This window comes from Hydrogenophaga palleronii (assembly GCF_031457455.1).
Lineage (GTDB): Bacteria > Pseudomonadota > Gammaproteobacteria > Burkholderiales > Burkholderiaceae_C > Hydrogenophaga > Hydrogenophaga palleronii_A.
Window position 1 is genome coordinate 461,718 of sequence record NZ_JAVDWU010000004.1, and the last position, 26,645, is coordinate 488,362.

Here is a 26,645-nt window from a genome sequence, read left to right on the forward strand (position 1 = left end):
TTTCCTCCAACCGAACCTGACCCATGTCCACACTCACCTCCATCAACGCCCGCACTGGCGAACCCCAGGGCAAGCCCTTGAATGCATCCACCATGGAAGAAATCGATGCAGCAGTCCAAGCGGCCGCCGCCGCGTCAGACACCTGGGCCACCAGCGACGGCACGCAGCGTGCCACCTTGTTGCGCGCCCTGGCTGACGCGCTGGAGGCCGACCGGGAAATGCTGGTGGCGCGTGCCGACCTGGAAACCGCGCTGGGGCCGGTCCGCCTGAACGGTGAACTCGACCGCACCGCTTTCCAGTTGCGCCGTTTCGCCACCATCGCAGAGAGCGGCGTGCCGTTCGAGCGGCTGGACGACCCCGCCGTGGCCGGTGGCCCCCCGGTGGGTCACCCGGCCATGGTGCGCCAGCGCGTGCCACTGGGCCCGGTGGCCATGTTCGCGGCCAGCAATTTCCCGTTTGCGTTTTCGGTGCTGGGCGGTGACACGGCTTCCGCCCTGGCGGCCGGCTGCCCGGTGGTGGTGAAGGCCCACCCCGGCCACCCGGGCTTGTCGCAGCGCGTGTTCGGCCTGATCCAGCAAGTGCTCAAGGCGCAGGGCCTGCCCGCTGGCCTGATCGGCATGGTGCAGGGCGCCAGCGTGGACGTGGGGGTGGAGCTCATCCGCCACCCGCTGATCGCGGCCGGTGCCTTCACGGGTTCCACGCGCGGCGGCGCTGCGCTGCAGGCGGTGGCCAACGCACGGCCGCGCCCCATTCCTTTTTATGGCGAACTGGGTTCCATCAACCCCGTCGTTGCATTGCCATCAGCATTGGCCGCACGCGGTGCTGAGCTGGCCATCACGCTGGCCGGCTCCATTGCCCTGGGCTGCGGCCAGTTCTGCACCAACCCTGGCTTGATCGTGCTCATCGACGGCCCCGAGTCCGACGAGTTCGTGGCGCAACTCGCGAAGGCATTGACCACGCAAAAGCCCCACCCCATGCTCACTGCAGGCATGCGCACCGCGTTCGATGCCGGTGTGCGCCAGCAGCAGGAACTGGGCGCGCAGACGCTGGTGCAGGCCAGCGGCGAAGGCCTGGCCCCCGGCCCGAAGCTGCTGCAGGTGAATGCCCAGCGTTTTCTGGAGCGCAGCGGCCTGCACGACGAAGTGTTCGGCCCGTCCAGCCTGATCGTGCGTGCCGCCAGCGTGGCCGAGGTGCTGGCCGTGTTGAACGCTGTGGGCGGCAGCCTGACCGTCACGCTGTGGGGCGCCGATGAAGACACGCCCGACAACCGCGCCCTGGTGCGCGGCGCCACGGCCATTGCCGGGCGCGTGCTGTTCGCTGGCGTGCCCACCGGCGTGGCCGTGACGGCCGCCCAGCAACACGGCGGACCATGGCCCGCGTCCACCGCCCCCATGACCACCTCGGTGGGCGACGCTGCGCTGGAGCGCTTCCTGCGCCCGGTGTGCCTGCAGGACGCGCCGGCCTGGCTGTTGGCGCGCCAGGGCGTGCCGTGCTGATCACCAGCACGACGCCCACAGACACCACACCTTTCTTCAGCCGCCCGCGCAACGTGGTCCTCGTGGCCACCTTGTGCTGTCTGCTGTGGGGCAGCGCCTACCCGGCCATCAAGGGCGGTTATGCGCTGCTGGGTATCGAACGGGAAGACACGGCTGCCCAGCTCGTGTTTGCCGGTTACCGCTTTGTGCTGGCAGGCCTTTTGCTGCTGGCACTGGCGCATGCGATGGGCCGCCAGGTGTTGGCCCTGGGTGTGCGCCAGTGGGGCCAGGTGGGCTTGCTCGGCCTCGCGCAGACCGCGCTGCAGTACGTGTTCTTCTATGTGGGCCTGGCCAACACCACCGGCGTGAAGGGTTCCATCCTCAATGCGACCGGCACATTTTTCAGCGTGCTGATGGCGCATTGGCTGTACGCCAACGACCGCCTGAGCCGGCGCAAGGCGATCGGCTGCGCGATCGGCTTTGCCGGGGTGATGGTGGTCAGCCTGCGCGGAGGGCAAAGTCTGGACGCCGGCTTCACGCTGCTTGGCGAAGGCTTCATCGTCATCGCCGCGTTTGTGCTTTCAGCCGCCAGCATCTACGGCAAGCGGCTCTCCCAACGCATCGATCCCATGGTCATGACGGCCTGGCAGTTGGCGATGGGCGGTGCGGTGCTGCTGTTCGCGGGGCATGCGGGCGGCGGGGCGCTGGGCACCTTCAACGCCGCATCGGGTGCCTTGCTGGTGTACATGGCGGTGTTGTCTGCTGCGGCTTTTGCCCTGTGGGCCACGCTGCTCAAGCACAACCGGGTGGGCCAGGTCACGGTGTTCAATTTTTTGATCCCGGTGTTTGGCGCGCTGCTCTCGGCGCTGTTCCTGGGTGAGGCGGTGCTGGAGTGGCGCAACGCGGCCGCGCTGGTGATGGTGTGTGGCGGTATCTGGCTGGTGACCACCGAACGCGGTTGAGGCCGGGTCGCGGGCGAACAAGCAGGACCCCGCACCCGGACATGCCTGGTTGTCCTGGTGCACGTCCGGTTCGTTTTCGCTGAAGTTGTCAATGCGAATGTACGGATATTCGGGTCAAACCAATGTCAGCTCTTCTTGCCGGCGCGGGTGCTGGCCTGCATGCCGCCGCTGGCCTTCCATTCGTTGTAGCCGCCATGCAGCAGGCGCACATTCTCGAAACCGTCCAGGCGCAGCGCCATGGCCACCTGTCCGGCGAAGGAACTGGTGTTGCAGTACACAAGAATGGTCTTTTCCCTGGGCAGCTTGGCACGTAGTGAGAACACCTGCCGCCACTCGATGTTCGTGGCACCCGGGATGTGGTCCTTGGCGAACTGCGCACCATCTCGCACGTCGAGCACGAACAGTTGCTTGTAGTCGTCAGCGGCAAGCTGTTCGGCCATGATGGTGCCGCTGTTGGCATCCGCAAAATCGAAATAGCCTTCCAGGGCGCTGATGGTGGGCGCGTCGGCCTGGGCATGCGCAGCCAGGGGCAGGCAGGCAGCGGCAGCAAGGGCCAGAGTCAAAGTCATTCGGCGTGGGTTCACGGTTGTCTCCAGGGTGGTTGAGGAAATCAGGTGGCGGGATTGAGGCGGGGGTGTGTTTCTTCACCCCAGCGAAACAGCAGGGCGCCGGAAAGCAGCATGGCCACAGCCACGAACCAGAAGGCGGTCTCGATGCCACCCCCCAGCGCGGCCGCCGCACCCAGACCGAGCGCGCCGATGCCATAACCCAGGTCCCGCCAGAAGCGGTAGATGCCGATGGCAGAGGCGCGCCAGTTCGGATGGGCAATGTCGGCCACCGCAGCGCTCAGGTTGGGGTAGAGCATGGCCATGCCCAGACCTGCCACGGCGGCCGAAGCGCCCCACCACCAGGCACCAGAGCCCAGTGGCATCAGGGCCACGCCCAGGCCGCAGATCCACATGCCCCAGGCATTCAGCAGGTGCCGCCCCACGCGATCCGAAAGCCGCCCGGTGAACAGCTGTGCAGCGCCCCAGGTGAAGCCGTAGATGCCGACGATCCAGCCGATGCCCGGCAGGCCCACACCTTGCTGGTGCAGGTAGACCGGCCAGAACACCCAGACCAGCGCATCGACGAATTTCTCAACCAGGCCGGCCTGGCAGAGGGCAGCCATGCGCCGGTCGCGCCAGCTCATCAGGGCAAACATTTCCTTGGTCGAGGGATGCTCGCTGACGGCCTGGGGGTATCGGGGCTTGTGGATCGGAACGTTGGCTGCTGGCTGGCGATTCACCTCGTCGCGCGCCCAAGGCAGGGTTTCGGTCACCGCGAACCAGGACAACACGGTGGCCAGCCCGATGACCACCATGCCGAACCAGAGCAGGCCTTCCCTTGGACCGAGCGTGGACGCCAGATAGCCGGTGGCGACACCGGCAATGGCGACGCCGACATAGCCCGAGAATTCGTTCAGACCGATGACCAGGCCGCGCTGGTCTGCCCGGGTGAAGTCGAGCTTGGCCGTTTGTGTCATGGACCAGGTGAGACCCTGGTTGATGCCCAACAGCACGGTGGCCAAAACCACCCAAGACCAGCTGGGCGCCAGGTAAATGAGCGCCGGAATGGGCAGGGCGACCAGCCAGCCCAGCAGCAGCACCCGCTTGCGTCCCAGACTCTCAGCCAGGCGACCCGCCACAAAGTTCATGGCGCCCTTAACGAAGCCAAAGGCCACCACAAAAGCCACCAGCAGCATGAACGAGCCGCGCGGCACGCCGAACTCGGTCTCCGCCAGGGCCGGCACGACGTTGCGCATCATCCCGATGGTCAGGCCCACGAGCAGCACCTGCATCAGATGATGCAGAAACTGGCCCAGATTGGCGCGGATGCCGAACTGCATCTTGGATCAGGCGTTCGCAGGCAACGCAATGCCGCCCCGAAGATTGGCCTCGACGATGTGTGCCATGTCCGCCGGCTGTGGCGGTATGTCGGCGGTCAGCGCCGTCACAAAGTCTTCGCGGGTCATCGACAGCATCGGGTTGAATCGCTTTTCGAATCCGATGGTCGACGCCGGCTTGCCCGAGAGTCCCGCGCCACAGGCACTGCCGGCCTGGTGGCCCGGGTAAATTTCCAGATCCGCTGGCAGCGACAACAATCTGTTCTGTAGCGTGTCGTACAGCTGGGTTGCCATTTCCTGCTCCCTGCCGGCCAGATCCGGCCGCCCGACAGCGCCCACGAACAAAGTGTCGCCGGTGATGACGAACCAGGGGTCTTCACCACGGCGCAAGTCACGAACCAGCAGGCACACACTGTCTGGCGTATGGCCCGGTGTGTGCAGGACATCGACCACCACATTGCCCACTTCAAGCCGCTGGCCATCTCTCAGTGGCGCGAACGAGAAACCGGCCCGACCCAGGTTGCTCTCGTGCAGGTGGTATGCCGCCCCGGCACGCCGTGCCAGTTCGGGGCCACCAGAGTAGTGGTCCGCGTGCACATGGGTGTCGATCACGTGGACGATGCGCGCGTCGGCTTTGCTGGCCTCTTCTATGAACCAGTCTTCGTCGCCAGCGACCACATCGACCGCGACCGCCTTTTGCAAGCCGGCACAGCCAAAGAGGTACGAGAGGGTGGCGTTGGTGGCTGGGCGTTGGCGGAAGAACATGGTCGTCTCCTGGGTTGAAGAATCCGGGCCTGGAAGGACGATCAGTTGGCCATCGGCAGGCCGCGGGCTCGCCACTCGGCCACGCCGTCGGTAAGGTGGAACGCCTGGTAGCCCTTCTTGCGCAGCAGCTCCACCGCGTCCTTGGCCATCAGGCAGAAGGGACCTCGGCAATAGGCGACCACAGGGACGTCTTTCGGCAACTCGGCGATGCGCTTCTTCAATACATCCACCGGCAGGGAGCGCGCGTGAGGCAGGTGCGCCACGGCGTATTCGTCCTCTGGCCGCACGTCCAGCACAAGCACCTCTCCAGCTGCTGCGCGACGCAGGATGTCGGCCCGGGACACGCCCTGAAGCTCATCACCATGTTCGACGATGGACGTGAGCGCCAGTTGCAGTTCGACCAGACGCTCCTCGGCCTCTGAGCGCAAGTGGACCCACAGGTCGGCGACGCTGGTGCTGGCCAACCGGTACAGAACGTATTTGCCCTCTTTGCGGGTGTCCACCAGGCGTGCAAGGCGCAGTTCCTTGAGGTGGGCGCTGGTGAGCTTGACGCTGATCTCTGCCTGCATGGCCAGCATCTCGACCGTCTTTTCACCCTGGCAAAGCAGCTCGATGAGTTCCAGTCGTTTGGGGCTGGCCACGGCCTTGCCGATGCGGGCGACTTGTTCGTACAGGTGGTTCTTGAGTTCTCTCATGCGAACATTCTAATGGTTGTTGGATTGATGGCGGGATTTCTTTTCGCAGGCCGTGTGAAGGCCGGGTGTCACGGTCGCACAGGCAGAGGTCAAAACCTCTGGCTGGCATGTGGGCATGGGCAGGGGCACAATCGCCCCACACAAGGAGTTGCACATGTTGATGTTGATCGTCGGTTTGGTCCTTTTCCTGGGCGTGCATTCGGTGTCCATCGTCTCGCGCAGCGGCCGAGACCGGCTGGTGCAGCGCCTGGGCGAAGGCCCCTGGAAAGGTGTGTATTCGCTCATTGCCCTGGCGGGCTTTGTGCTCATCATCTACGGCTATGCGCAGGCCCGGGAAACGCCGGTGCTGCTGTACACACTGCCCACCGGTTTTCGGCATCTGGCCGCCTTGCTGATGCTGCCGGTGTTCGTGCTGCTGGCCGCGGCCTACCTGCCAGGGCGCATCCAGCGCATGGCCAAGCACCCCATGTTGCTGGCAGTGAAGCTCTGGGCCCTGGCCCACCTGCTCGCGCAATCGGCCACCGGGGGCACCCTGGCTGACGTGCTGCTCTTCGGTGGTTTCCTGGTCTGGGCCGTGGCCGACCGCATTTCGGTCAAGCGCCGGGGCGTGGCTGCGCCCCAGGCCAAAGGCAGCGCGGTGAACGATGTGATCGCCGTGGTGGTGGGCCTGGGGGTGTATGTTCTCTTCGTGGTGTGGGCGCACGCCTGGCTGTTTGGCGTGCGTCCCTTCGGTTGACGGAAGAGGGGCGGCACGCCGATTGCCCCATCCGGAAAAGAGGGAACCCACGACCATTGCCGGCATCCACCCATGCTGTGTTTGGCCCTCAGGAGATCGCTTTGACCCACTGCATCGCAACGCCTTCTACCCGAACTTGTTACCCCCAGGCGCCATGGCGTGGCGTGCTCTTGCTGATGGGGGCCTCGCTGCTGGCTGCGCCAGCGCTGGCGCAGGCGCCATCTGCTTCAAGCAGTGTCACCACCGAGGTGGTCGCCAAAGGCCTGCAGAACGCCTGGGCTGTGGCCTTCATTGGCGACGGGCGCATGCTGGTCACGGAAAGGCCCGGTCGCATGCGCGTGGTGCAGGCCAACGGCCAGCTCAGCGAGCCACTGGCCGGTGTACCGGAGGTGGACGCGGTGGGACAAGGCGGTCTGCTGGACCTAATCATCGATCGCGATTTCACCAACAACCGCCGCGTGCATTTCTGCTACTCGGAACCCGGCCTGGGTGGCAACTCCACCGCGCTGGCCTCGGCCCGTCTGTCGGCCGATGCCAGCCGGCTCGAAGAGGTGAGGGTGATCTTCAGCCAGAAGCCCAAGGTCAGCAGCCGGCTGCACTTTGGCTGCCGCATCGTGCAGGCGGCCGACAACAGTCTGTTCCTCACGCTGGGTGATCGCTACCAGCGCATGAAGGATGCCCAGACGCTGGACAACCACCACGGCAAGGTGGTGCGCGTGCAGCTGGATGGCACACCGCATCCGTCCAATCCCTTTGTCGGCCGCAGTGGAGCCTTGCCCGAAATCTGGAGCATCGGCCACCGCAACCTGCAGGGGGCGACCCTGGGGCCGGATGCCAGTCTGTGGACCCACGAGCACGGCCCGCAGGGCGGTGACGAGGTCAACCGCGCCGAGGCTGGCAAGAACTACGGCTGGCCCGTGATCACCTATGGCGAGAGCTACGGCGGTGGCGCCATCGGCGACGGCATCACGGAAAAGGCCGGGCTGGAGCAGCCGCTGTACCACTGGACACCCTCCATCGCACCTTCAGGCATGGCCTTTGTGACGACCGACATGTATGGCCCGGGCTGGCAGGGCAGCCTGCTCGTGGGTTCGCTGAAGTTCCGCTACCTGGCGCGGCTGCAGATCGATGGTGCGCGGGTGATGAAGGAGGACAAGCTGCTGACCGACCTGGGCCAGCGCGTGCGCGACGTGCGCGAAGGACCGGACGGCTTCATCTACCTGCTGACCGATGCACGGGATGGCGAGTTGTTGCGCTTGCGTCCACCCACAGGAGCCAAGTCGTGAGGCCGCAGGCGCCAGCGGGTCGCCGCAATAACATCCCCGCTGCCATGCCGTCGGCGCATCGCACGGCACTGGCGCACCACTACCAGACGGTGCGCGAACGCAGTCTGGCGCTGGCCGCACCGCTTTCACCCGAAGACTGCCAGGCCCAGTCCATGCCCGATGCCAGCCCGGTCAAGTGGCATCTGGCGCACGTGACCTGGTTTTTCGAGACCTTCGTGCTGGAAGCATTCGAACCCGGCTTCGAGCCCTTTCACCCGGCCTTCCGGGTGCTCTACAACAGCTACTACAACGGCGTGGGCGAACAGTTCACGCGGCACCAGCGTGGCCTGGTCACCCGGCCGGACCTGGCCGAGGTGAAGGCCTGGCGTGCGCAGGTGGACGAACGCGTACTGCGGCTGATCGCCCAGACAGAAAACGCCGAAGCATTGCGACTGATCGAACTGGGCTTGCACCACGAACAGCAGCACCAGGAACTGCTGCTCACCGACCTCAAGCACCTGCTGTCCATCAACCCGCTGCAGCCGGCCTACCTGCCCGCCTGGCCACTGGCCCGGGTGTCGGCGGTGCCCGCGCGCTGGGTGGAGATGGAAGGTGGTCTGGTGGAGGTCGGCCACACCGGCAGCGGATTTGCCTTCGACAACGAATCGCCGCGCCATCGCCAATGGCTGGCGCCGCACGCGCTCATGAACCGCCCCGTCACGCACGGCGAATGGCTGGACTTTGTCCATGATGGCGGCTACACCGACCCGCGCTGGTGGCTCTCTGCTGGCTGGGACTGGGTGCGCAGCCAGCGCATCGAAGCGCCGCTGTACTGGACCCTGCCCGGCGGTGCAAGTGAACCCGTGCGTGTGTTCACCTTGCATGGCACGGTGTCGCTGGACCCGCACACGCCGGTCACCCACATCAGCTATTTTGAGGCCGATGCGTTTGCCCGCTGGGCCAGCGCCACGCGCAGCGAATGGGCCGGCGCGCGCCTGCCCCTTGAGGGCGAATGGGAGGCCAGCGCTGCACAGCAGCCCATGCAAGGCAGCTTCCAGGAATCGGGCGCCTTGCACCCCATGCCGTGCCGGGAGGGTGGAGGCGGTTTGCTGCAAATGTTTGGCGACGTGTGGGAATGGACCGCCAGCAGCTACAGCGCCTACCCCGGCTTCGCGCCCAGCGAAGGTGCCGTGGGCGAATACAACGGCAAGTTCATGGTGAACCAGTACGTGCTGCGCGGCGGCTCATGCGCCACGCCGGCCTCGCACATTCGCGCCAGCTACCGCAATTTCTTTCCCACCGATGCGCGCTGGCAGTTCACGGGACTGCGATTAGCTCGGAGTATGTGACACCCCCCTGCGCTGCTGACGCAGCTTCCCCCCTCTCTGACGCGCCTTCGGCGCTTGGAGGGGGGACGCACCCTGTGGCCCGGCGAAGCCGGTTCCACGGGTGCTCTGGATCGGGGCATTTCTCGCCGGAGGCTCTTCGATACTTCCCCGGGAGGTCGCTTCACTCCGGGTAACCCAGTGCAGTCTGGCCCACGCCTTCTGCGGCACGCCAGCCCGGTGGCTTGAACCAGTCGCGCCAGCCGAGTTCATCTGTTGGCCATGGTTGATCGGGGTGGCGCTTTTCCCATTCGGCTCGCGCTTGCGTCATCGGCTTGTGGTGCGGGACCTTGTTCAGCGTCGCCGTTAACGTGGCCGAACGCCAGCCCTCGTCCTGAATGTCCTGCCAGATCGGATCTGCGTGCGCGATGTGCCAGGCCGGGTCCAGCGACCACGCGGCCTGGGCTGCCGCACTGCCGAAGACGAAAAGGCGCCCGTCGAGGATCTGCCAGCGGGTGGGGTCGCTGCCCAGCTTGCGGCCGAACGCGGCGCCGTGGGCACAGAAGCCGCCGTACTGTGGCTCGTACATTGCCGGGTCGGCGATGAAGTCGAAGCGGTTCTGGTTGGTGGCGAAGTAATAGGTGCGCTGGAACATCACCAGCTTGTGCTGCGTGCTGCCTTTCACCGGCTTGCTCTCGGTGAAGTAGGCCACCGGGTCGTGGCCCAGCAGCATCACCGGTTCGCCTGCGCGGTTGGGCGCCGTGGCCCAGGGCGTGCCGCAGCCGCTCAGAAGGACCGCCAGCGCGATGAACGAAATGAATCTGATGACCGGGTGCATGGTGCGATCTTGCCTTGCATTCAGCGCGTGAGCCAGCGGCGTGCACCATGGCTGGTGGCATCCACCACTGCCACCATCAGCAGCATGGCGCCCAGGATGGTGGCGGTCTTGTTCATCTGGAACAGGCCCATGTGGAAAGCGAGCAACTGGCCCAGGCCCCCCGCACCCACCACGCCCAGCACGGCCGCTGCGCGGATGTTGTTTTCCCAGCGGTACAGCGTGTAGCTCATGAGCTGTGGCAACACCTGCGGCAGCGTGGCGTACAGAAACACCCGCACGTTGCCCACGCCATGTGCGCGCAGAGCAGTGCCCGGGCCGGGCGGTGCATTCTCGATCGCTTCGGCAAACAAGCGGCCCAGCACGCCCGTGGTGTGAAACGCCAGTGCCAGCGTGCCAGCGAACGGGCCCAGGCCGGCTGAGATCAGCAACAGCGCGGCCCACACCAGTTCGGGGATGCTGCGCAGGGCATTGAGCACCAGGCGCGTGGGTGTGCGTGCCCAGGCGCTGTCCCCGTCGAACAGGCGACTGGCCGGCAATGCCAGCGCCAACCCGGCCACTGCGGCCAATGCCGTGCCCAGTGCCGACATGGCCAAGGTTTCCCAGGCCCCGATGGCGACCTTGTTCAGGAAATCGCGCGAGGTGTCAGGCGGAAAAAACTCGGCCACGAATCGGCCCATGCTCTGCGCCGCTTCCCTTGAGAAGAACTGGCCCCACTGGAGGTCGAGCGACCAGAAGCTGGCGATCACCAGCGCGATCAACGCGGCGGTGAACCAGCAGGCGTTGCAGCGCGCGCTGAACAGGCGCGGTGGCAGTTTGTACGGTGGGTTGGCGGCGGGGGGGTGCTTCATGGTGTGCGGGGCCCCCATCCCGGCCTTCCCCCAGAGGGGGAAGGGGCAAATACCGACACCTGTGTGCAAGCGCTCACTGGAGTACCTTCGCCTTGCGGGCTGCGGTGCGAGCTTGCTTGGGAACGGCCCGGCGCTGCGCTCATGCTTTCACTCCCTCCCCCTCTGGGGGAGGGCAGGGGTGGGGGCCCGCCTGCCAGCAAAACTGCCATCATCCCAATGCCTTTCTCAGCCAGGCACTCACCCGATCCGCCAAGGCGACGAGCCCGACGAACACCAACAACATGCTGGCCACCTCGCCCCCATTGAACATCTTCATCGAGTTGTCCAGCTGCTGGCCCAGGCCCCCCGCGCCCACGAAACCCAGCACCACCGAGGATCGGATCGCGCACTCCCAGCGGTACACCGTGTAGCTGGTGAGTTCGGCCGCGTTGGTGGGCAGCAGGCCATAGAAAAAGGCCTGCAACCGACCGCTGCCGTTGCGCAGCAGGTTTTCGGTGGCGTGGGTTTCGCCGCTTTCCAGGATTTCGCCGTACACCTTGCCCAGCATGCCGCCGTAGGTGAGCGCAATCGCCAGCACGCCGGCCGTGGGCCCCAAGCCCACCACGCGCACAAACACCAGCGCCCACACCAGTTCGGGAATGCTGCGCAGCACGATCAGCAACCAGCGCACTGCCTGGCGCAACGCGTAAGGCCCGCGCGCCATGCGCCCGGAAAGGGCCGAGAGCGACAACACCCTCGTGCCCAGCAGCGTGAGCGGAATCGCCACCACCAGCGCCAGCGTCACGCCCGCAGTGGCCATGGCCACCGTGCGCCAGGTGTCGCGCGCCACCATGGCCAGAAACTCTGCATCGTGTGCCAGTGGCCAGAAGCTGCCGATGAACTGGGCACTGACCTTCAGGTTGTCAGGCTCCAGCAGCACCCAGGGCTTGAATTCGGTGGCGACACCCAGCGGCCACAGCAACACCAGGCCCAGGCCGATCCAGAACACACGGCCCAGCCAGGCCGGGTCGCGAGTCGGCGCTCGGTGCAGTGACAACTCGGTCATGATGGTTTGTGCCCTGATGCGGTTGCATGCTGCAGAGCCGTCAAGCAGCAACCACAGAACCGGCTCTGCCGGGCTGCAGGCTGCGCCCCCCTTTTAGGGGGGTGACGCGAAGCGGCGCGGGGGGTATCCATACCTACCTGCAGTGCATCACGACGGGTTGTGGCATCCCGGGTACCTCGGACTCATCGGCAGGCACCTCGCCGCGCAACTCGTGCTCGAACTGGTCGTACAACTGTGTCAACAGCTCGCGTGTCACCAGGCGTGCCGGCAGGTCGAACGCCAGCGCACCGTCGCGCAGACCCACAATGCGCGGAAAACTCGCCAACGCCACATCCACCTGATGCAGCGTGGCCACGAGCGTGGCGCCGTGGTCTCGTGCGCTGCTGACCAGGGTTGTGATGGCCTGGCGCGATCGTGTTGGGTCCAGCGCCGACAAAGGTTCGTCCACCAGCCACAGCGAGGCCGCAGACAGCAGTGTGCGGGCCAGGCCGACGCGCTGTCGTTCACCACCAGAGAGCCGGTCCACGCGTTCGAACAGCTTGTCGCCCAGATCAAACCGTTCCAGGGTTTCGAAGGCGGCGGGAATGTCCGACGGGTAGAACAGCGAGCGCAGGCTGGCCCACAGGCCCATGTGGGGCAGGCGGCCGGCCAGTACCGCCGTGACCACGCGCTGGCGCGGCGGCAATGGTGGCACCTGGGGCGCCAGGAACAGGCGGCCGCGCAGCTTCTGCAATGCGTTGCGCTGCAATTGCCAGGGCGCGGTACCGTCCAGCCGCAGTTGCCCGGTGGTGGGCGGCAGTGCGCAGGCCAGCACCTGAAGCAGCGTGGTCTTGCCCGCACCCGATGGGCCGATCACCGCCACCTGTTCGCCCGCTGCGATGTGCAGGCTCAGGTTGCTGATGGCGGGTGGCGCATCGGCGCGCGCGGCCGGGTGGCGTGCGCTGACTGCCTCAATTTCGAGCTTCAAGCCGGAGCACTCCGTCGGGTTACAGCAGACCGGCGCTACGGGCAGCGGCTTCCAGACCCTTGTAGTTCTCGGGCGTGGTGGCGATGTAGCGCGTGGCGCGGTTGAGCTTGAGGATCTCGGCGTGTTCGGGGTTGGCCGGGTCCAGTGCCAGCAGCGCGGCTTTCACCTTGGCCTGCATGTCGGCAGGCATGTCGGCGTGCACCGACCAGTTGTAGTTGAAATAGCCCGGCGTGGTGTAGAACACGTCCACCGCCTTGGTGTCCACCTTGTTCTCATTCACGAACTTGCGCCACACGGTGATGTCGAGTGCGGCAGCGTCCACCTTGCCGCTGACCACCGACGCGATGGTCGCGTCGTGTGCGCCGCTGTAGGCGATGCGGCGGAAGTCTTTTTCAGGGTTGATGTTGGCCTGCAGCAGGAAGCTGCGTGGCATCAGGTGGCCCGAAGTGCTGCTTTGTGAGCCGAACGACACCTGCTTGCCTTTCATGTCAGCCAGGCTCTTGATGCCGGAATCGGTCTTGGAAATGAACACCGACTGGAACTTGGTGTCTTCTTCGCGTTGCGCGAGCGGCACCACCTTGCCACCCGAACGCAGGTTGGCCTGCACAAAGGTGAAACCGCCGAACCACACCAAGTCCACCTTCTTGTTGACCAGCGTTTCCACTGCGGCAGGGTAGTCGCTCACCGGCGTGAATTCCACCTTCACGCCCAGTGCCTTCTCGAGGTAGCTGGCCAGCGGGGTGAACTTGCGCACCTGTTCGGTCGCGGCTTCTTCGGGAATGGTGGTCACGCGGAACACGTTCTGGGCGTGGGCATACGTGGCGACAGACAGCACGGCGCAGGTCAAGAGTGCGCGCAGGGTGCGGGAAGGCAGGAAATGGGTCATGGGAAATCCGGTAAAGAGGGATTGAAGAAGCCGTATTAGACCGCGTGCGCCATACCCCTCGCCGGCACCCCGCACTTGACCCGGAACCCTTCGTCACACATGCCGGGGTTTCAGCCGGTATAAAGCACCCAGGAGAACGCCCGTCGCATGCCCCAGACCGACCCCAAGCCCCACTTCGTCCAGACCCATCTGAGCGACCCTTCGGCCGTGCGCGCAGAACTGCAGGGGGGGCTGCTGGCCACGCCCGCGCACATCGCGCCGAAGTTCCTGTACGACGCTCTGGGCTCCCGCCTGTTTGATGCAATCACCGAACTGCCGGAGTACTACCCTACCCGCACCGAAGCCAACATCTTCGCGCAGCATGGTGCGGCCATGGCCCGGCATCTGCCAGCGAGCGCCGTGCTCATGGACCTGGGGGCCGGCAGTTGCGCCAAGGCCGCGCGCCTCTTCCCGGTGCTGCAACCGGCTGGCTACGTGGCGGTGGATATTTCGGTGGACTACCTGCGCGATGCGCTCGGGGCGTTGCAGCAACGCCACCCCAAGCTGCCCATGCTCGGTCTGGGCATGGACTTTTCTTCGAGGCTGGCACTGGGTCCTGCGGCCGCCGACTGGCTGCACAGCCGAGACCTTCAGGGCGCACCGCGCACGGTCTTTTACCCAGGCTCCAGCATCGGCAATTTTGACCCCGCCCAGGCCCTGACGCTGCTGCGGCAGGCCCATGCTCTGTGCCGCGAGGGTGGCCCGGGCAGTGGCTTGCTCATCGGTGTGGACCTGGTCAAGCCCACCGCTGTGCTCGAGCCTGCCTACGACGATGCCCTTGGCGTGACCGCCGCCTTCAACCGCAACCTGTTGCTCAATGTCAACCGCTGGCTGGGCAGTGACTTTGCGCCCGCGCAATGGCAGCACAAGGCCTTTTTCAACGAGCTTGAATCGCGCATCGAAATGCACCTGCTTGCCCTGCACACCCAGACCGTGCGCTGGCCGGGCGGGGAACGCGTGTTTGCGGCGGGTGAAGGGCTGCACACCGAAAGCTCCTACAAATGGAAGCCAGCCGCCTTTGAGGCGCTGCTGAACGAAGCAGGGTTTGGATCGGTTCGCTTGTGGTCCGATGAGCGACAGTGGTTCGGGGTGTTCGCTGCAACGGCGGGTGATGCCGGGGTACCATCGCAGCCGCGCTGAAGGGCGTGCGGTGATCGCCTGCAACATGGCCGCATGGGTGATATGCATGGCACCGGCTTGTTCGCATCGGCGTGAATGATCACAATGCCAGTGTGAAATTGGGCGGGTCCGGCAAGGTGCTGGAGCCAAAGGCGACCGTGGCCCGGTCGCGTAAGTCTTACGAACAGGAGTCAGGGATGAGCTGCATTCGGTTGTTTTCGGCCCTCGTTCTGCTCATGGCCAGCGCGTCCTTGCTGGCCGCAGACGCGGGCGAACGCAAATTCATTCGCAAGGGCATGGCTGAAGGGGAGGTGCTGCACAAGATTGGCAAGCCCGACCACGAGGCATTCATCCGCGCCGTCAAAGGTCAGCCGGAGGAGAAGTCCTGGACCTATTTCCCGCACCCCCGGGATGCACAGACATTGACCATCATCACCTTCCATGCTGGCACGGTGAGCAGCGTGGACCGCAAGATTTCGCGTTGAGCCTTGCAAACGCCGGGGCTTCGATTCAGCCGTCAGGCCACACTTCTGAATCCGGCCATGATGTCGTTGCGGTGCCGCTCGAAGTAGTTGCGGTACTTCGGATGGCGCATGCGTGGTGAGGTGGCCAGGCTGGCGCCTTTGAGCACCGGGCGACTGTCGAACCACGGTGTCGAATAGTCCACGTAAGGGTGAGGCTCAAAACCGGGGTAGGGGGCAAAGGGTGTGGCGGTCCATTCCCAGACGCTGCCCCACTCGAAGCCGGCGACGGTGTGGGCGGCCATCTCCCATTCGGCTTCGCTGGGCAGCCGGCGACCGGCCCACGCGCACCAGGCCTCGGCCTCAAAAGCGCTGAGATGGCAGGCGACTTCGTCCAGGTCCAGCGGCAGCCATCGTCCCCAGCGTTGGCGTTCCCAACCATGTGTGTCGCTGCGCCTCAGGTAGCGCGGTTCCTTCCGCCCCTGTGCACTTCGCCAGGCCCAGCCTTCCTCGCTCCACCACTTCTTCTTTTCGTAGCCGCCCGCATCCAAGAAGGGCAGGTAGCGCGCCCAGGTCCCGGGCGCGGCGTCGATCTGGAAGGCGGGCACGTGCAGTGTGCAGGTACCGAGTTCGTTGTCGAAGGCAAAGCCCGGGCCATGATGTCCCATCGACCAGTCCATGGCGGGCACGCTCAGCATGTCGTCGGCAACGGGCTGGGCGATGGCGGGCTCAGGCGGGTGGGGCAAGGTGCCCGCGGCAAAAGGGTCGTGCCCCAGCGTCTGGGCCATGTAGACAGCCGCCTCTGCGTGCATGTCTTCGTGGAACAGCGCCAACCGGAAGAAGTACAAACCTTCGTCGGTGTCCGGGGCGTCCGCCAGCAGGCACAGGGTGTCTTGCAGGCCGGCTTTCAGGTCGAGGACGGTGGTGTCAGCGTCCGGTAGCGGCAGTTGCCAGCGCAAGGCATGGGCGATGCGGCTGGAGTCGTACAGCGCGTCGGCATCCAGGCCGCGCCGGGCCTGGCGCGCAGGGGTGCGGGGTGCTTGCGGGTCTGCGCGCACACCGCGACCGCGTTGCGGGTTGCGAGCGATCCACCAGTCGGCAAACCAGCCGATGTGCCCCAGCTCCCACAAAGGCGGATTCAGTTCGGGCGAACAGGGCACGACCAGTGCATCGCCCAGCGCCGCCCGGCTGGCCGCGAACAAGGCCAGGGTGCGTTCGCGCGCGTCACGCAGCTGGTGCGCCAGAGCTTGCCGGCCGCCTGTGCGGGCCGCTTGCGCTTCCGACACAATGTGCGCCATTCCAATGTCTTTCATCAAACCCTCACTGTGCATCGTCACGCCAGCGCTGGCCGATGCCAACAACGGCAATTGGCAGACCGCGCGCCGCTGGGCGCGACTGCTCGCTGGCCATTATGCGGTTCGCCTGGCACGCCAGTGGCCTGACGGGCCTTCGCCGCATGACGGAACCGACATGCTGCTGGCCCTGCACGCGCGGCGCTCTGCGGCTTCCGTGGCGGCCTGGGCGGCGACCCACCCGCAGCGCCCGCTGGTCGTGGCCCTCACCGGTACCGATCTCTACCGCGACATTGCCAGCGATGCCCAGGCCCAGCGCTCGCTGGCCCTGGCGCAGCGCCTCATCGTGCTGCAGGAACTGGGTCCGCAGAACCTGCCGGAAGCTTTCAGGGACAAATGCCGCGTGGTGTTCCAGTCGGCCAGCACACGACGGCTGCTGAGCAAGACCACGGCGCACCTGCGCGCGCTGGCCGTGGGCCACCTGCGTGCCGAGAAGTCACCTGACACCTTGTGGGCTGCCGCGCGCCTGCTGAGACCAGACGAAGGCATCCTGATTGACCACATCGGCGCTGCGCTCAGCCCCGATATGGCCGAGGCCGCCAGGCAGACCGCACACGAATGTCCCCACTACCGCTGGCTGGGTGGGCTGCCGCATGCTTCAGCACGTGCCCGTATTCAGCGCGCCCATGTGCTGGTGCATCCCAGCACAATGGAAGGCGGCGCCCATGTGGTGATGGAGGCGGTGCTCAGTGGCACGCCGGTGCTGGCCTCAGACATTGACGGCAATGTGGGCATGCTGGGCAGGGACTATGGCGGCTACTTCCCCGTGGGCGATGCCGCTGCGCTCGCTGATGGTTTGCGGCAACTTCGCAGAGGCCTGAACGGCAGCGCCGGCCCGCTGGCTTCGTTGCAAGCACAATGCGAGTCGAGGGCGGCCCTGTTCGCCCCCGAGGCCGAGCGGCGTTCGCTGCTGAACCTGCTGGCAGAACTGCGTTGAGCCGCAGCCGCTGCTTGAATCCCGACCACAACACAAACGATCCACCCTGAAGAGAACACCGCATGAACGCGCCCCTGTCAACCCAACCCCGTCTGACCAGCCTCTCTCATGGTGGTGGCTGCGGCTGCAAGATCGCGCCCGGCATGCTCAGTGAAATCCTCAGGGGCACCAGTGCCATGCCTATCCCGAAGGAACTGCTGGTGGGCATTGAAACGGCCGACGACGCGGCTGTGTACCAGCTCAATGACGAGCAGGCGCTGATCGCCACCACCGACTTTTTCATGCCCATCGTCGACGACCCGTACGACTTCGGCCGCATCGCCGCCACCAACGCCATCAGCGACGTGTACGCCATGGGTGGCACACCCATCATGGCGCTGGCCCTGGTGGGCATGCCCATCAACGTGCTGTCCACCGACACCATCGGTCGCATCCTGGCTGGCGGGCAGGACGTGTGCAAGGCCGCTGGCATTCCCATTGCCGGGGGTCACACCATCGACTCCGTGGAGCCCATCTATGGCCTGGTGGCGCTGGGTCTGGTGCATCCGAAAAAGGTCAAGCGCAACGCCGACGCCCGCGTGGGCGACCGCCTGGTGCTGGGCAAGCCGCTGGGCGTGGGCGTGCTGTCGGCTGCGCTGAAGAAGGACGCACTGTCGCCCGCAGGCTACGCGCAGATGATCGCCTTCACCACCCAGCTCAACACCCCCGGCCCGGCGCTCGCCCAGTTGGATGGTGTGCATGCTCTCACCGACATCACCGGCTTTGGGCTGGCCGGCCATGCACTGGAAATGGCCCGTGGGTGCCAGGCCACGGTGCGGCTGGACATGACCCATGTGCCCCTGATCGAAGGCGTGCGCGACCTCGCCGCACAGGGCATGGTCACTGGGGCGTCCGGTCGCAACTGGGCAGCCTACGGTCACGAGGTGCACCTGGGCGAGCACCTGCAGCCGGTGGACCAGGCGCTACTCAGCGACCCGCAAACCAGCGGCGGCCTGCTGGTGGCCTGCGCGCCGGACGCCGTGGACGAAGTGCTTGCCATCTTCCACCGCATGGGGTTCGCTCGTGCAGCGGATGTGGGCGAGATCGTGGCCGCCGAGGCCGGTGGTGTGCGCCTCACCGTGGCCTGAGCACGCCGCCCATGTCAGGTCTCTTTCGCAATCTGCTGACTTTCGTGTTGGCGCTGCTGGCGCCCCGCGCAGACAGCCCGCTGTTCACCACGGTCAGCCACTTCCGGGTCATGCCCTGGGATGTGGGGCTGCGGGTGCTCAAGAGCGACCGCTACCTGCTGCTCGCCGAAGCTGCCCAGATCGACTACATGCTGAAGTCAGGCCTTTGGCGGCGTCAGTTGCGTGAAGGTTTGAGTTTTGTGAACGCGGCGCAGATGGTGCGCTTCTCACGCCCCATCAGGTTGTTTTATGGTGTGAGCGTGAGCACCAGAATCGTGTTCGCCGACCAGCGTTTCGTGTATTTTTCGCATGTTCTTTCACTGGGCGGCTCGGCGCATGGCGAAGTGCTGGTGAAGATGAAGTTCAAGAAGGGAGCGGTGACGGTCCCATTGTTGGAACTCGTCGAGCACAGCTTCGTGGAGAAGCCGGAGCCCCTGGTTCACTGGGACCAGGCGCTGGGCGCCATGTGAACCTGGAAACCCGCGAACAACCTCCCTTTGAACCATGGACTTGCGCAATTTCAAGCTCGAATACAAGACGCTGATGAGAACCGTGGTGACGCCCTTGTTCAAGTCAGAAGGATTTGAGAACCGGGGGCAAAGCTTCCGCCGGCTGCGCGGTTCGATCTACCAGTACGTGACGTTTGAAGGCAACCGTCGAAACGCCGCTTCGTCTTTTTCGTTCACCGGCAATCTGTCGTTTCTTCACGCCACCCCTGCGGTCGAGGCCGACTTCTGGTGCGACGATCCAACCGCCTGGGTGGGCAGCAAGCGCATGGGATTTCTGACCGACGGCGTGGACCAGTGGTACCGGCTGGAGGACCTTTGCGCCGAGGACATGGCCACCCTGATGCGTGCCACGCTAGCAGAAACGGTCTTTCCCTCCTTGCAGGACGTCTGCAGTGCCGACGACGTGCAAGCCTTCATGGTCGCCATCGACGACAGCAACCGGCAACGGGGTCTGCGCCTGCCGTCGCCTTTTGTCCAGAGGGGATTCGGATGAGGTTGCCCGACCACCGTCTGCAAAAATTGACTGAGCTGCTCGCAGACAATGGTTTTGCTGGGCAAGGTGGCCGTGTGTCATGGCCTTGGCCTTTGTCGAATTGACCTACCAGGCGGCCTTTGCCGCCCCTGCCTGAACCGGACCGATCCATGTCAAAAAAGAAGAACCCGTTCAGCTGGCCCCAGATCGCCGTGCTGCTACTCAGCGCGGGCGTGACGCTGCTGACCGGCGCCCAACTGGCGATGGCCTGGTCCGCCATGGTCCTTCTCCAGGGCTCCGCCTCGGGTGGCGGTGGGGCCTTGCCTGCGCTGGTGCTGATGTTTCTGCCCCTGGCGCTGGTGGTGTTGTCGGCGGTGGCGTTCGTGCGCTTGCTGATCTCACGCTCCACGCTGGTGGCCCAGGTGTACCTGGCCTGCCTTTTCCTGCTGTACAGCCTGGCGGCCGGGCTCAACTGGCATCTCACCGAGCAGGTGACCTGGCTGGATCTTCTGTGGTTGCTGATGCTGGTGGCGCTGTTTTTTGCACTCGGCCGGCAGGGGCGGTCGGCATCGCCGGAGCAGACACCCGCCAACGGCTGACGCCTCGTGAGGCCCGCCCGTCGCCGGCGAGGCTTTTTTTGCGTCCGGCGCTTGGCGGCAGCGTGGACGTTGATGACAATGGCAGCTCCGTTTGACAGGGAGTCGGCTCATGCAGTTCGGTTCATGGCGTTTCTGGGGGGCATTGGTCTGGCCCGTGGCCATGCTGGTGGCCTCGCCAGCAGCCTGGGCACAGGCTGCATCGTCGCCGCAGGTGGTGCAGATCGCCTACCGCGTGCAGCCCGGCGTCGACTGGATCTCCGATCTCACCACCGACGCCATGATGTCGTTCACCGTGGTTGAAGACCGAGGCATCGTGGCCAGGAGCGCCGAGCGGGGTGTGCGGTTCCCGGCCCAGGCCAATCTGGTCAACCGCCAGACGGTGCGCCACACCACCTCGGTCGCGGCGCCGGACGGCAGCTTCACGGTGGACCTGGCGTTCCTGTCCAAGAGCGCAGCGGTTCGCGATGCGGATGGGCAGGAACACGTGATGGCAGACGAGTCCTCGCTGGTGGGCAGCCGCGTGCAGGCCAAGGCGATGGCCAATGGCCACATTGACCCGCAGACCATGCAGATCACAGGCGCGCCGGAGGAAAAGACGGCCCTGATCCGTCCGGTGTTTCAGGCCATGCTGGAACAAATGGGCGCGCTGGAGAACGTGTCGCTCAGTACCGACCAGGGGGCCTCCCAGCGCGTCGAGCTCACCTTGCCCATCGGAGGCATCACCAGTGTGGCCATCGGAATGGACATCACCTACAAGCTGGTGGACATCAAGGAAGACATTGCTGAGATCGACATGGTGTACGTGATGGATTTCGGCACACCAGACAATCCCATGCGTATCAAGGCCCATGGCAGCGGCGCAGGGGCCATGCGCTACGACACGCAGCGCCAGTTGATCCTCTCCACGACCGACCATTCCTTGATGGACATGGAGCTGGAGATGCCCGAAGGCGTGATCAAGGTCCAGGTGATGAACCAGCAGAAGCAGGTGGCCCGCCTTGCTGATGCGCGATAGGCCCGGTTCCCGGATCTGTTCCAGTGGGAGAGGCCGTATGAAGTGTTCCACAGCAGGCATTTTTGGAGCGATGCTGGTGGTCTATGGGCTGGTTCTGTTGCCCGCACTGTTCATTGACGGCTACCTTGACTCGCCGGTGGGCGTGCTGGTGCTGCTGCCGTACCTCAGCATCTACCTGTTTCACGCTGCGGGTGTGCCGGGGCTGCTGATGAACGGCGGTGCCTGCGGCTGGGGCTGGTGCGCGCCCACGGTATTTGGCTGGGTGTTCCTGGCTGGGGTGTGGGCCGGTCTTGCCTGGGGTGTGGCGCATCTGCTGGCCCGCCTGTGCGCTGCCCGGCGCAGATCAGAGGTACTGACGGATTGATCCTTTGATGCTTTCATGGGCGGCACCTGACAATGGGTCGCGGCGAATGTGATTCAATGGCTGGCTTTGTTCAACGCTCTGGTAGCCGCGCAACTGCGGGCCTGCCGATCACAGGAGAAAATTATGAACCCCATCCGACTCGTTGCCGTTGTGCTCATCATTGCAGGCGCGCTCGCGCTGGCCTATGGCGGTTTCAGCTACACCAAGGATTCCACCGCCGTGAAACTCGGTCCGCTTGAACTCACGGTCAAGGAAAAAGAAACCGTCAACGTGCCGCTCTGGGCCGGCATCGGCGCCATCGTGGTGGGCGGCGTCCTGCTGGTGGCGGGAGGCAAAAGGGGCTGAGTTTCTTCAGAACCTGGCAACAGGCTCTGGTCAACTTCAATAGCGCAACTGGCCGTCCCCACCAATGATGGCCAGTTCCACGTAGCTCGAACCGTTGTGGGATTCGGGTGCGTAGCGGGCCCTGAACGGCCCGAAGGCGATTTCACCAACGTTCTGCATGGTCCGGGTGAAGCTCTCCGTGCTCAGGTCGCGGCCGGTGCGGCGCAGGCCTTCCACCAGCAGCCGCGCATGCACAAAGCCTTCAAACTGCGATGCAGATGGAATGGCCTCAGGTGATTTCTTCTTCAGAAGTTCCAGGTACTCAGCGACGACCGGCACGGTGGCGCTGCGCAGCGACGGCATGATCTGCGCCAGGATGACGCCACGTGCCTTGTCCTTGAGCTCGCGGTTGATCACATCCAGGCTCGCCACGGAAAACCCATAAAAGGTCGGCTTGGCACCTGAGGCGTGAACGGCCTTGATGAAGCTGGTGAAGGTGCTGCCGGCCGTGCCAAGCACCACGGCCTGGGGTTGTGCTTTGGCCATGGTCGCGGCGGCCGCGGCAAAGTCGGGCTGTTTGGGGTCCACGCTGACCTCCACTGCAAAGGGAACGCCCTCGGATTCCGATGCGCGCTTGAGTTCGCCGAGCAGGGCTTTGCCGAAACCATCGTCTTGGTAGAACACGCCCACGCGGCTGATGCCCATCTGCTTGATCTGCGACAGGATGCGGCGTGCTTCGTTACCGTAGCTGGCGCGCACGTGGAACATCAGGGGGTTGAAGTTGTCGCGGAAAGACGATGCACCCGTGACCGGCCCGAACACGATGGTGCGCGAGGCTTTCACCAGCGGCAGAATCGCGGCCGTCTGCGCCGTGCCGGTGTTGTTGTAGATCATGAAGACCTTGTTCTCTTCGATCAGCTTGCGGGTGTTCTCCACCGTGCGGGCGGGGTCGAAGCCATCGTCCAGCGTGACATAGCTGATCTTGCGGCCATGGATGCCACCGGCCTCGTTGACCGCGTCGAACAACAGGCGCGAGCCGGCGCCGTAGTCGGCGGTCTGCGGACCCAGCGGCCCGGAGAGAACCGCAGAGGCACCGAGGCGGATTTCGTTGGCAGTGACACCGGCATTGCTGGCGTGGGCAGATACGCCAACGAGCAGCGCAAGAACGGAAAACATCAAGCGGAACATGAACAACCTTGCAACCGGCGGGCATCGCCTTTGCAGTCCATTATGGTTATTGAATGTAGCTATTACTAGAAACCAAGTCGCCGTTTTATTTAGGGTTTACCCCGGACCTGCGTGGCGTTTTTCTCGGTTTCCCGCAGCTTGAATCGCTGGATCTTGCCGGTGGCGGTTTTGGGCAGCTCGGGCAGGAATTCGATGAAGCGCGGGTATTTGTAGGGTGCGAGCCGTTCCTTCACGAAGGCCTGCAACTCGGCTTCGGTGGCCTGAGCACCGGCCCTGAGCACCACGAAGGCCTTGGTCTTGGTGAGGCCTTCTTCGTCGTCCTTGCCGATCACGGCGGCTTCGAGCACGGCGGGGTGCTGTACCAGCGTGGCTTCCACTTCGAATGGACTCACATAAATGCCGCTGACCTTGAGCATGTCGTCGTTGCGCCCGGCGTAGGTGTAGTAGCCGTCGGGGTCGCGGGTGTACTTGTCGCCGCTCTTGGTCCAGGGGCCCTGGAACGTGTCGCGCGACTTGGCGCGGTTGTTCCAGTACATCAGCGCCGCGCTGGGGCCCTGGATGTAGAGGTCGCCGATCTGGTTGTGCCCCTGGATGACGCTGCCGTCTTCGTCGCGCAGTTGCACCTCGTAGCCAGGTACGGCCTTGCCCGTGGTGCCGTAGCGCACGTTGCCGGGCCGGTTCGAGAGAAAGATGTGCAGCATCTCGGTGGAGCCGATGCCGTCGATGATTTCCACACCGAAGTGCTTCGTCCAGCGCTGGCCGATGTCCTGCGGCAGGGCTTCGCCGGCCGAAGAGCACAGGCGCAGCGCCACTTGTTCTTTGGCCGGCAGCTCAGGGCTGGCCAGCATGCCACCGTAGCCGGTGGGTGCACCGTAGAACACCGTGGGCTTCAGGTCGACGAAGCGCTTGAAGCAGGCGGGTGGCGTGGGCCGCTCGGCCATCAGCACCACGCTGGCACCCACGCTGAGCGGAAAGCTCATGGCGTTGCCCAGCCCGTAGGCGAAGAACAGCTTGGCGGCAGAAAACACCACATCGTTTTCAGTCAAGGCCAGCACACCTTTGCCATACAGCTCGGCGGTCCAGTACAGGTTGGCCTGGGTGTGCACCGTGCCCTTGGGCGCGCCGGTGGAGCCGGAGGAATACAGCCAGAAGGCGGGCTCGTCGCCGTGGGTGTCGGCGGCGGCGCCGGGCGCCTGGGCGTCGATCCACGCCGTGAAGTCGAGCGCACCCGGTGGTGTGGCGGAGGCCGCCCGCGAGATCACGAGCTGGCGCACCTCGTGCCCTCCCATGTCCAGTGCGCTCTGCAGCGTGGGCAACAGCGCAGCAGACGCCAACACCACCTGCGCGCGGCTGTCACTCAACATGTAGGCGTAGTCCTTGGCGGTCAGCAAGGTGTTGACCGCCACCGGCACCACGCCGGCATGCAGCGCACCCAGGAAGCTGACCACCCAGTCGCTGCAGTCGTGCATGAGCAGCAGCACGCGGTCTTCACGCCGCAGACCGAGCGCCTGCAAGGCCGCCGAGCAGCGCTGCACCTGATCGGCCAACTGGCCATAGGTGAGCGTGCCTGCGTCGTCGATCAGCGCCGTTTTGCTCGCGCGGCCGGCGTTGAGTCCGATCAGGTGGCGCGCGAAATTGAAGCGTTCAGACGGGGCGGCGGTTGGGGTTGGCATTTCTGTCTCCTTCTTGTACTGCTGTGTGAGCCGTTCGGGCTGAGCTTGTCGAAGCCCTCACAAACCCTTCGACGGGCTCAGAGGCTGAGAGTTTTTTGGGGCGTTGCTCGGGCATGAGCAAAAGACTTTCAGCCTCTCAGGGTTTGAATGGTGCGCCGGAAGCCATCAAAACGTCCAGCGCCGCTGTGCTCCCCTGCACCGCACTGCGCCGGTGATAAAAACCCAGCGCGCGCAGACCACCCAGTTCCTCGCCGCCGCCGGCCCGGCCTGGGCCGCCGTGCAGGCTCATGGGCATCACGTTGCCATGCCCGCTCTGCATGGCCGCCACATCGGGCGAGATCGCGTGCACACGGCCATGGCTGTCGGCCAGCGCAATCGCAGCGCGCGCAATGAAGGCCGGATCGCAGCTGTACACCGAGGCCACCAGTGAGCCTTCGCCTCGGCGGATCAGCTCGTAGGCCTGTTCTTCGCTGTCGTAGGCCATGAGCGTGGCCACCGGGCCAAACACTTCCACTTCGTGCAGCACCTTGGCCTGCATCGGCTGGCGGTGCCCCAGCAGCACAGGGGCCACACAGGCGGCCACTGACGGATCGGCGTCGACCAGTGCGGCCGAGCGGCCATCGAACAGCGTCTCGGCCTCCGTCTGCAGGTGGGCGATGCCGGCGGTCACGCTGTCGAACTGTTCGCGGCTCACCAGCGCGCCCATGCGGGTGGTTTCATTGCGCGGGTTGCCCACCGTGGTCTTGGCCAGCTTGGCGCCAATCGCTTCGGCAGCCGCATCAAACAAGGCACGCGGCACGAAGATGCGCCGGATCGCGGTGCACTTCTGGCCGCTTTTGACCGTCATCTCGCGCACCACCTCGCTCACCAGCAGGTTGAAGGCTTCGTCGCCCGCAGCGGCTGCAGGGTCCAGCAGGGCGCTGTTGAGGCTGTCGGCCTCGATGTTGCAACGCACCGAACGTTGTGCCACCGCCGGGTGGCTGCGGATGATGCGCGCGGTTTCGGCCGATCCGGTGAAGCTCACCACGTCGAACGGCTGCAACTGGTCCATCAGGCCGGCAGACGATCCACACACCACTGACAAAGCCCCTGCGGGCAGGATGCCGGCGTCCACCACGTCTTTCACCATGCGCTGTGTCAGCCAGGCGGTGGCGGTGGCGGGCTTTACGATCACCGGCACACCGGAAAGCAGGGCGGGCGCGGCCTTTTCCCACAGGCCCCAGCTGGGAAAGTTGAAGGCGTTGATGAACAGCGCCACGCCGCGCGTGGGGCTCATGATGTGCTGGGTCTGGAACACCGGGTCCTTGGCCACGCGGATGCGCTCGCCGTCCAGCAGCAGCGTGGCATCACCGAGCGCTTCACCCTGTTTGGTGTAGTAGCCCAGTGTGAAGATGGCGCCGTCAATGTCCACCGCAGAGTCCTTGTTGGTGGTGCCGCAGTTGGCGGTGGCGATCTCGTAGTAGGCGTCGCGGTTGGCCTGCAGCACTTTGACGATGTCGCCGAGCAGGGCAGCGCGCTGCTTGTAAGTGAGTGCTCGCAGAGCAGCGCCACCTTGTTCGCGCGCGAAGGCGAACCCTTCGGCCAGGTTCAGTCCGGCGCTGCTCACACGCACCAGGGACGTGCCCAGCACCGGGTCGAGCAGCGTGCTGCCGTTGCCGGTGCCGTCTTGCCAGCGGCCAGCGAAAAAATTGGAGAGCAGGGGGGTGGATGTCATGTCGGATGAAAGTCAGGTTGT

Annotated in this window: 28 protein-coding genes; 15 read left to right on the forward strand and 13 right to left on the reverse strand. The window is 65.1% G+C overall.

Going from position 1 to position 26,645, the window contains the following annotated elements:
- The first annotated feature begins 23 nt into the window (after positions 1 to 23).
- On the forward strand, positions 24 to 1,496 hold the full coding sequence (locus tag J2W49_RS12320; RefSeq protein WP_310316113.1) for an aldehyde dehydrogenase (NADP(+)): 1,473 nt from the start codon (positions 24 to 26) through the stop codon (positions 1,494 to 1,496).
- Positions 1,493 to 2,437 carry a DMT family transporter gene (locus tag J2W49_RS12325; RefSeq protein ID WP_405001017.1) on the forward strand — a complete coding sequence of 315 codons (945 nt, stop codon included), beginning with the start codon at positions 1,493 to 1,495 and terminating at the stop codon, positions 2,435 to 2,437. The genes J2W49_RS12320 and J2W49_RS12325 overlap by 4 nt, the downstream gene beginning before the upstream one ends.
- A 125-nt stretch (positions 2,438 to 2,562) precedes the next feature.
- On the opposite strand, the gene J2W49_RS12330 is transcribed toward J2W49_RS12325, so the two are convergent.
- From J2W49_RS12330 to J2W49_RS12345, 4 genes are read right to left on the reverse strand one after another with little or no spacing between them, the layout of a single operon-like run.
- Positions 2,563 to 3,021 (reverse strand): rhodanese-like domain-containing protein, encoded by a 459-nt coding sequence (locus J2W49_RS12330; protein ID WP_310316119.1) that lies wholly within the window; start codon positions 3,019 to 3,021, stop codon positions 2,563 to 2,565.
- 26 nt (positions 3,022 to 3,047) lie between these two features.
- On the reverse strand, positions 3,048 to 4,325 hold the full coding sequence (locus J2W49_RS12335; protein WP_310316123.1) for an MFS transporter: 1,278 nt from the start codon (positions 4,323 to 4,325) through the stop codon (positions 3,048 to 3,050).
- A gap of 6 nt (positions 4,326 to 4,331) precedes the next feature.
- Positions 4,332 to 5,087, reverse strand: coding sequence for an MBL fold metallo-hydrolase (locus tag J2W49_RS12340; protein ID WP_310316124.1), 756 nt, complete (start codon positions 5,085 to 5,087; stop codon positions 4,332 to 4,334).
- 41 nt (positions 5,088 to 5,128) lie between these two features.
- On the reverse strand, positions 5,129 to 5,782 hold the full coding sequence (locus tag J2W49_RS12345; RefSeq protein ID WP_310316127.1) for an ArsR/SmtB family transcription factor: 654 nt from the start codon (positions 5,780 to 5,782) through the stop codon (positions 5,129 to 5,131).
- 154 nt (positions 5,783 to 5,936) lie between these two features.
- On the opposite strand from J2W49_RS12345, the gene J2W49_RS12350 reads away from it, so the two are divergent.
- The 3 genes from J2W49_RS12350 (at position 5,937) to egtB (ending at position 9,132) form a co-directional block, all read left to right on the forward strand.
- A complete protein-coding gene (locus J2W49_RS12350) occupies positions 5,937 to 6,518 on the forward strand; it encodes an NnrU family protein (RefSeq protein ID WP_310316130.1) in 582 nt (193 codons plus the stop codon).
- Positions 6,519 to 6,694: 176 nt separating this feature from the next.
- Positions 6,695 to 7,804, forward strand: a complete 1,110-nt coding sequence (locus tag J2W49_RS12355) for a PQQ-dependent sugar dehydrogenase (RefSeq protein ID WP_310316339.1) — start codon at positions 6,695 to 6,697, stop codon at positions 7,802 to 7,804.
- Between the two features lie 44 nt (positions 7,805 to 7,848).
- A complete protein-coding gene (egtB, locus tag J2W49_RS12360) occupies positions 7,849 to 9,132 on the forward strand; it encodes an ergothioneine biosynthesis protein EgtB (RefSeq protein ID WP_310316132.1) in 1,284 nt (427 codons plus the stop codon).
- A gap of 160 nt (positions 9,133 to 9,292) precedes the next feature.
- Here egtB and J2W49_RS12365 read toward each other — a convergent pair whose 3' ends face one another.
- The 5 genes from J2W49_RS12365 to J2W49_RS12385 form a co-directional block, all read right to left on the reverse strand.
- Positions 9,293 to 9,946: a YHS domain-containing (seleno)protein gene (locus tag J2W49_RS12365; RefSeq protein ID WP_310316135.1), complete on the reverse strand. Its 654-nt coding sequence runs from the start codon at positions 9,944 to 9,946 to the stop codon at positions 9,293 to 9,295.
- A 20-nt stretch (positions 9,947 to 9,966) separates the two neighbouring features.
- Positions 9,967 to 10,794 (reverse strand): phosphonate ABC transporter, permease protein PhnE, encoded by an 828-nt coding sequence (gene phnE, locus J2W49_RS12370; protein WP_310316138.1) that lies wholly within the window; start codon positions 10,792 to 10,794, stop codon positions 9,967 to 9,969.
- A 208-nt stretch (positions 10,795 to 11,002) separates the two neighbouring features.
- Positions 11,003 to 11,839, reverse strand: a complete 837-nt coding sequence (locus J2W49_RS12375) for a PhnE/PtxC family ABC transporter permease (RefSeq protein WP_310316141.1) — start codon at positions 11,837 to 11,839, stop codon at positions 11,003 to 11,005.
- Positions 11,840 to 11,972: 133 nt separating this feature from the next.
- The gene (locus J2W49_RS12380) at positions 11,973 to 12,806 is read right to left on the reverse strand and encodes a phosphonate ABC transporter ATP-binding protein (protein WP_310316144.1); all 834 of its coding nucleotides are present in this window, start codon (positions 12,804 to 12,806) and stop codon (positions 11,973 to 11,975) included.
- A 19-nt stretch (positions 12,807 to 12,825) separates the two neighbouring features.
- Positions 12,826 to 13,692 carry a putative selenate ABC transporter substrate-binding protein gene (locus J2W49_RS12385; protein ID WP_310316147.1) on the reverse strand — a complete coding sequence of 289 codons (867 nt, stop codon included), beginning with the start codon at positions 13,690 to 13,692 and terminating at the stop codon, positions 12,826 to 12,828.
- A gap of 147 nt (positions 13,693 to 13,839) precedes the next feature.
- Between J2W49_RS12385 and egtD the strand changes: the two genes are divergently transcribed.
- A complete protein-coding gene (gene egtD, locus J2W49_RS12390) occupies positions 13,840 to 14,871 on the forward strand; it encodes an L-histidine N(alpha)-methyltransferase (protein ID WP_310316150.1) in 1,032 nt (343 codons plus the stop codon).
- 176 nt (positions 14,872 to 15,047) lie between these two features.
- Positions 15,048 to 15,335 (forward strand): hypothetical protein, encoded by a 288-nt coding sequence (locus J2W49_RS12395; RefSeq protein WP_310316152.1) that lies wholly within the window; start codon positions 15,048 to 15,050, stop codon positions 15,333 to 15,335.
- A gap of 32 nt (positions 15,336 to 15,367) precedes the next feature.
- Here the strand turns inward: J2W49_RS12395 and senA are convergent, their stop codons facing one another.
- Positions 15,368 to 16,624 (reverse strand): selenoneine synthase SenA, encoded by a 1,257-nt coding sequence (gene senA / locus J2W49_RS12400; protein ID WP_310316155.1) that lies wholly within the window; start codon positions 16,622 to 16,624, stop codon positions 15,368 to 15,370.
- Between senA and senB the strand changes: the two genes are divergently transcribed.
- From senB to J2W49_RS12440, 8 genes are all read left to right on the forward strand, one after another.
- On the forward strand, positions 16,614 to 17,600 hold the full coding sequence (gene senB / locus J2W49_RS12405; RefSeq protein ID WP_310316158.1) for a selenoneine biosynthesis selenosugar synthase SenB: 987 nt from the start codon (positions 16,614 to 16,616) through the stop codon (positions 17,598 to 17,600). The two genes, senA and senB, sit on opposite strands and share 11 nt — an antisense overlap.
- A 62-nt stretch (positions 17,601 to 17,662) precedes the next feature.
- A complete protein-coding gene (gene selD, locus J2W49_RS12410) occupies positions 17,663 to 18,727 on the forward strand; it encodes a selenide, water dikinase SelD (RefSeq protein WP_310316161.1) in 1,065 nt (354 codons plus the stop codon).
- An 11-nt stretch (positions 18,728 to 18,738) separates the two neighbouring features.
- A complete protein-coding gene (locus tag J2W49_RS12415; protein ID WP_310316164.1) occupies positions 18,739 to 19,236 on the forward strand; it encodes a hotdog family protein in 498 nt (165 codons plus the stop codon).
- 34 nt (positions 19,237 to 19,270) lie between these two features.
- Positions 19,271 to 19,768 carry a DUF4304 domain-containing protein gene (locus J2W49_RS12420; RefSeq protein WP_310316168.1) on the forward strand — a complete coding sequence of 166 codons (498 nt, stop codon included), beginning with the start codon at positions 19,271 to 19,273 and terminating at the stop codon, positions 19,766 to 19,768.
- 149 nt (positions 19,769 to 19,917) lie between these two features.
- On the forward strand, positions 19,918 to 20,346 hold the full coding sequence (locus J2W49_RS12425; RefSeq protein ID WP_310316170.1) for a hypothetical protein: 429 nt from the start codon (positions 19,918 to 19,920) through the stop codon (positions 20,344 to 20,346).
- Between the two features lie 109 nt (positions 20,347 to 20,455).
- A complete protein-coding gene (locus J2W49_RS12430) occupies positions 20,456 to 21,361 on the forward strand; it encodes a hypothetical protein (RefSeq protein ID WP_310316173.1) in 906 nt (301 codons plus the stop codon).
- Between the two features lie 37 nt (positions 21,362 to 21,398).
- Positions 21,399 to 21,725 carry a hypothetical protein gene (locus J2W49_RS12435; RefSeq protein ID WP_310316176.1) on the forward strand — a complete coding sequence of 109 codons (327 nt, stop codon included), beginning with the start codon at positions 21,399 to 21,401 and terminating at the stop codon, positions 21,723 to 21,725.
- Positions 21,726 to 21,848: 123 nt separating this feature from the next.
- Positions 21,849 to 22,070, forward strand: coding sequence for a hypothetical protein (locus J2W49_RS12440; protein WP_310316179.1), 222 nt, complete (start codon positions 21,849 to 21,851; stop codon positions 22,068 to 22,070).
- A gap of 36 nt (positions 22,071 to 22,106) precedes the next feature.
- Here J2W49_RS12440 and J2W49_RS12445 read toward each other — a convergent pair whose 3' ends face one another.
- The 3 genes from J2W49_RS12445 to J2W49_RS12455 all read right to left on the reverse strand — a co-directional run bounded on the left by J2W49_RS12445 (position 22,107) and on the right by J2W49_RS12455 (position 26,624).
- Positions 22,107 to 23,237, reverse strand: a complete 1,131-nt coding sequence (locus J2W49_RS12445; RefSeq protein WP_310316182.1) for an ABC transporter substrate-binding protein — start codon at positions 23,235 to 23,237, stop codon at positions 22,107 to 22,109.
- Positions 23,238 to 23,326: 89 nt separating this feature from the next.
- Positions 23,327 to 24,910, reverse strand: coding sequence for a benzoate-CoA ligase family protein (locus J2W49_RS12450; RefSeq protein WP_310316185.1), 1,584 nt, complete (start codon positions 24,908 to 24,910; stop codon positions 23,327 to 23,329).
- A 136-nt stretch (positions 24,911 to 25,046) separates the two neighbouring features.
- Positions 25,047 to 26,624 carry a 3,4-dehydroadipyl-CoA semialdehyde dehydrogenase gene (locus J2W49_RS12455; protein ID WP_310316187.1) on the reverse strand — a complete coding sequence of 526 codons (1,578 nt, stop codon included), beginning with the start codon at positions 26,622 to 26,624 and terminating at the stop codon, positions 25,047 to 25,049.
- Positions 26,625 to 26,645: the final 21 nt, after the last annotated feature.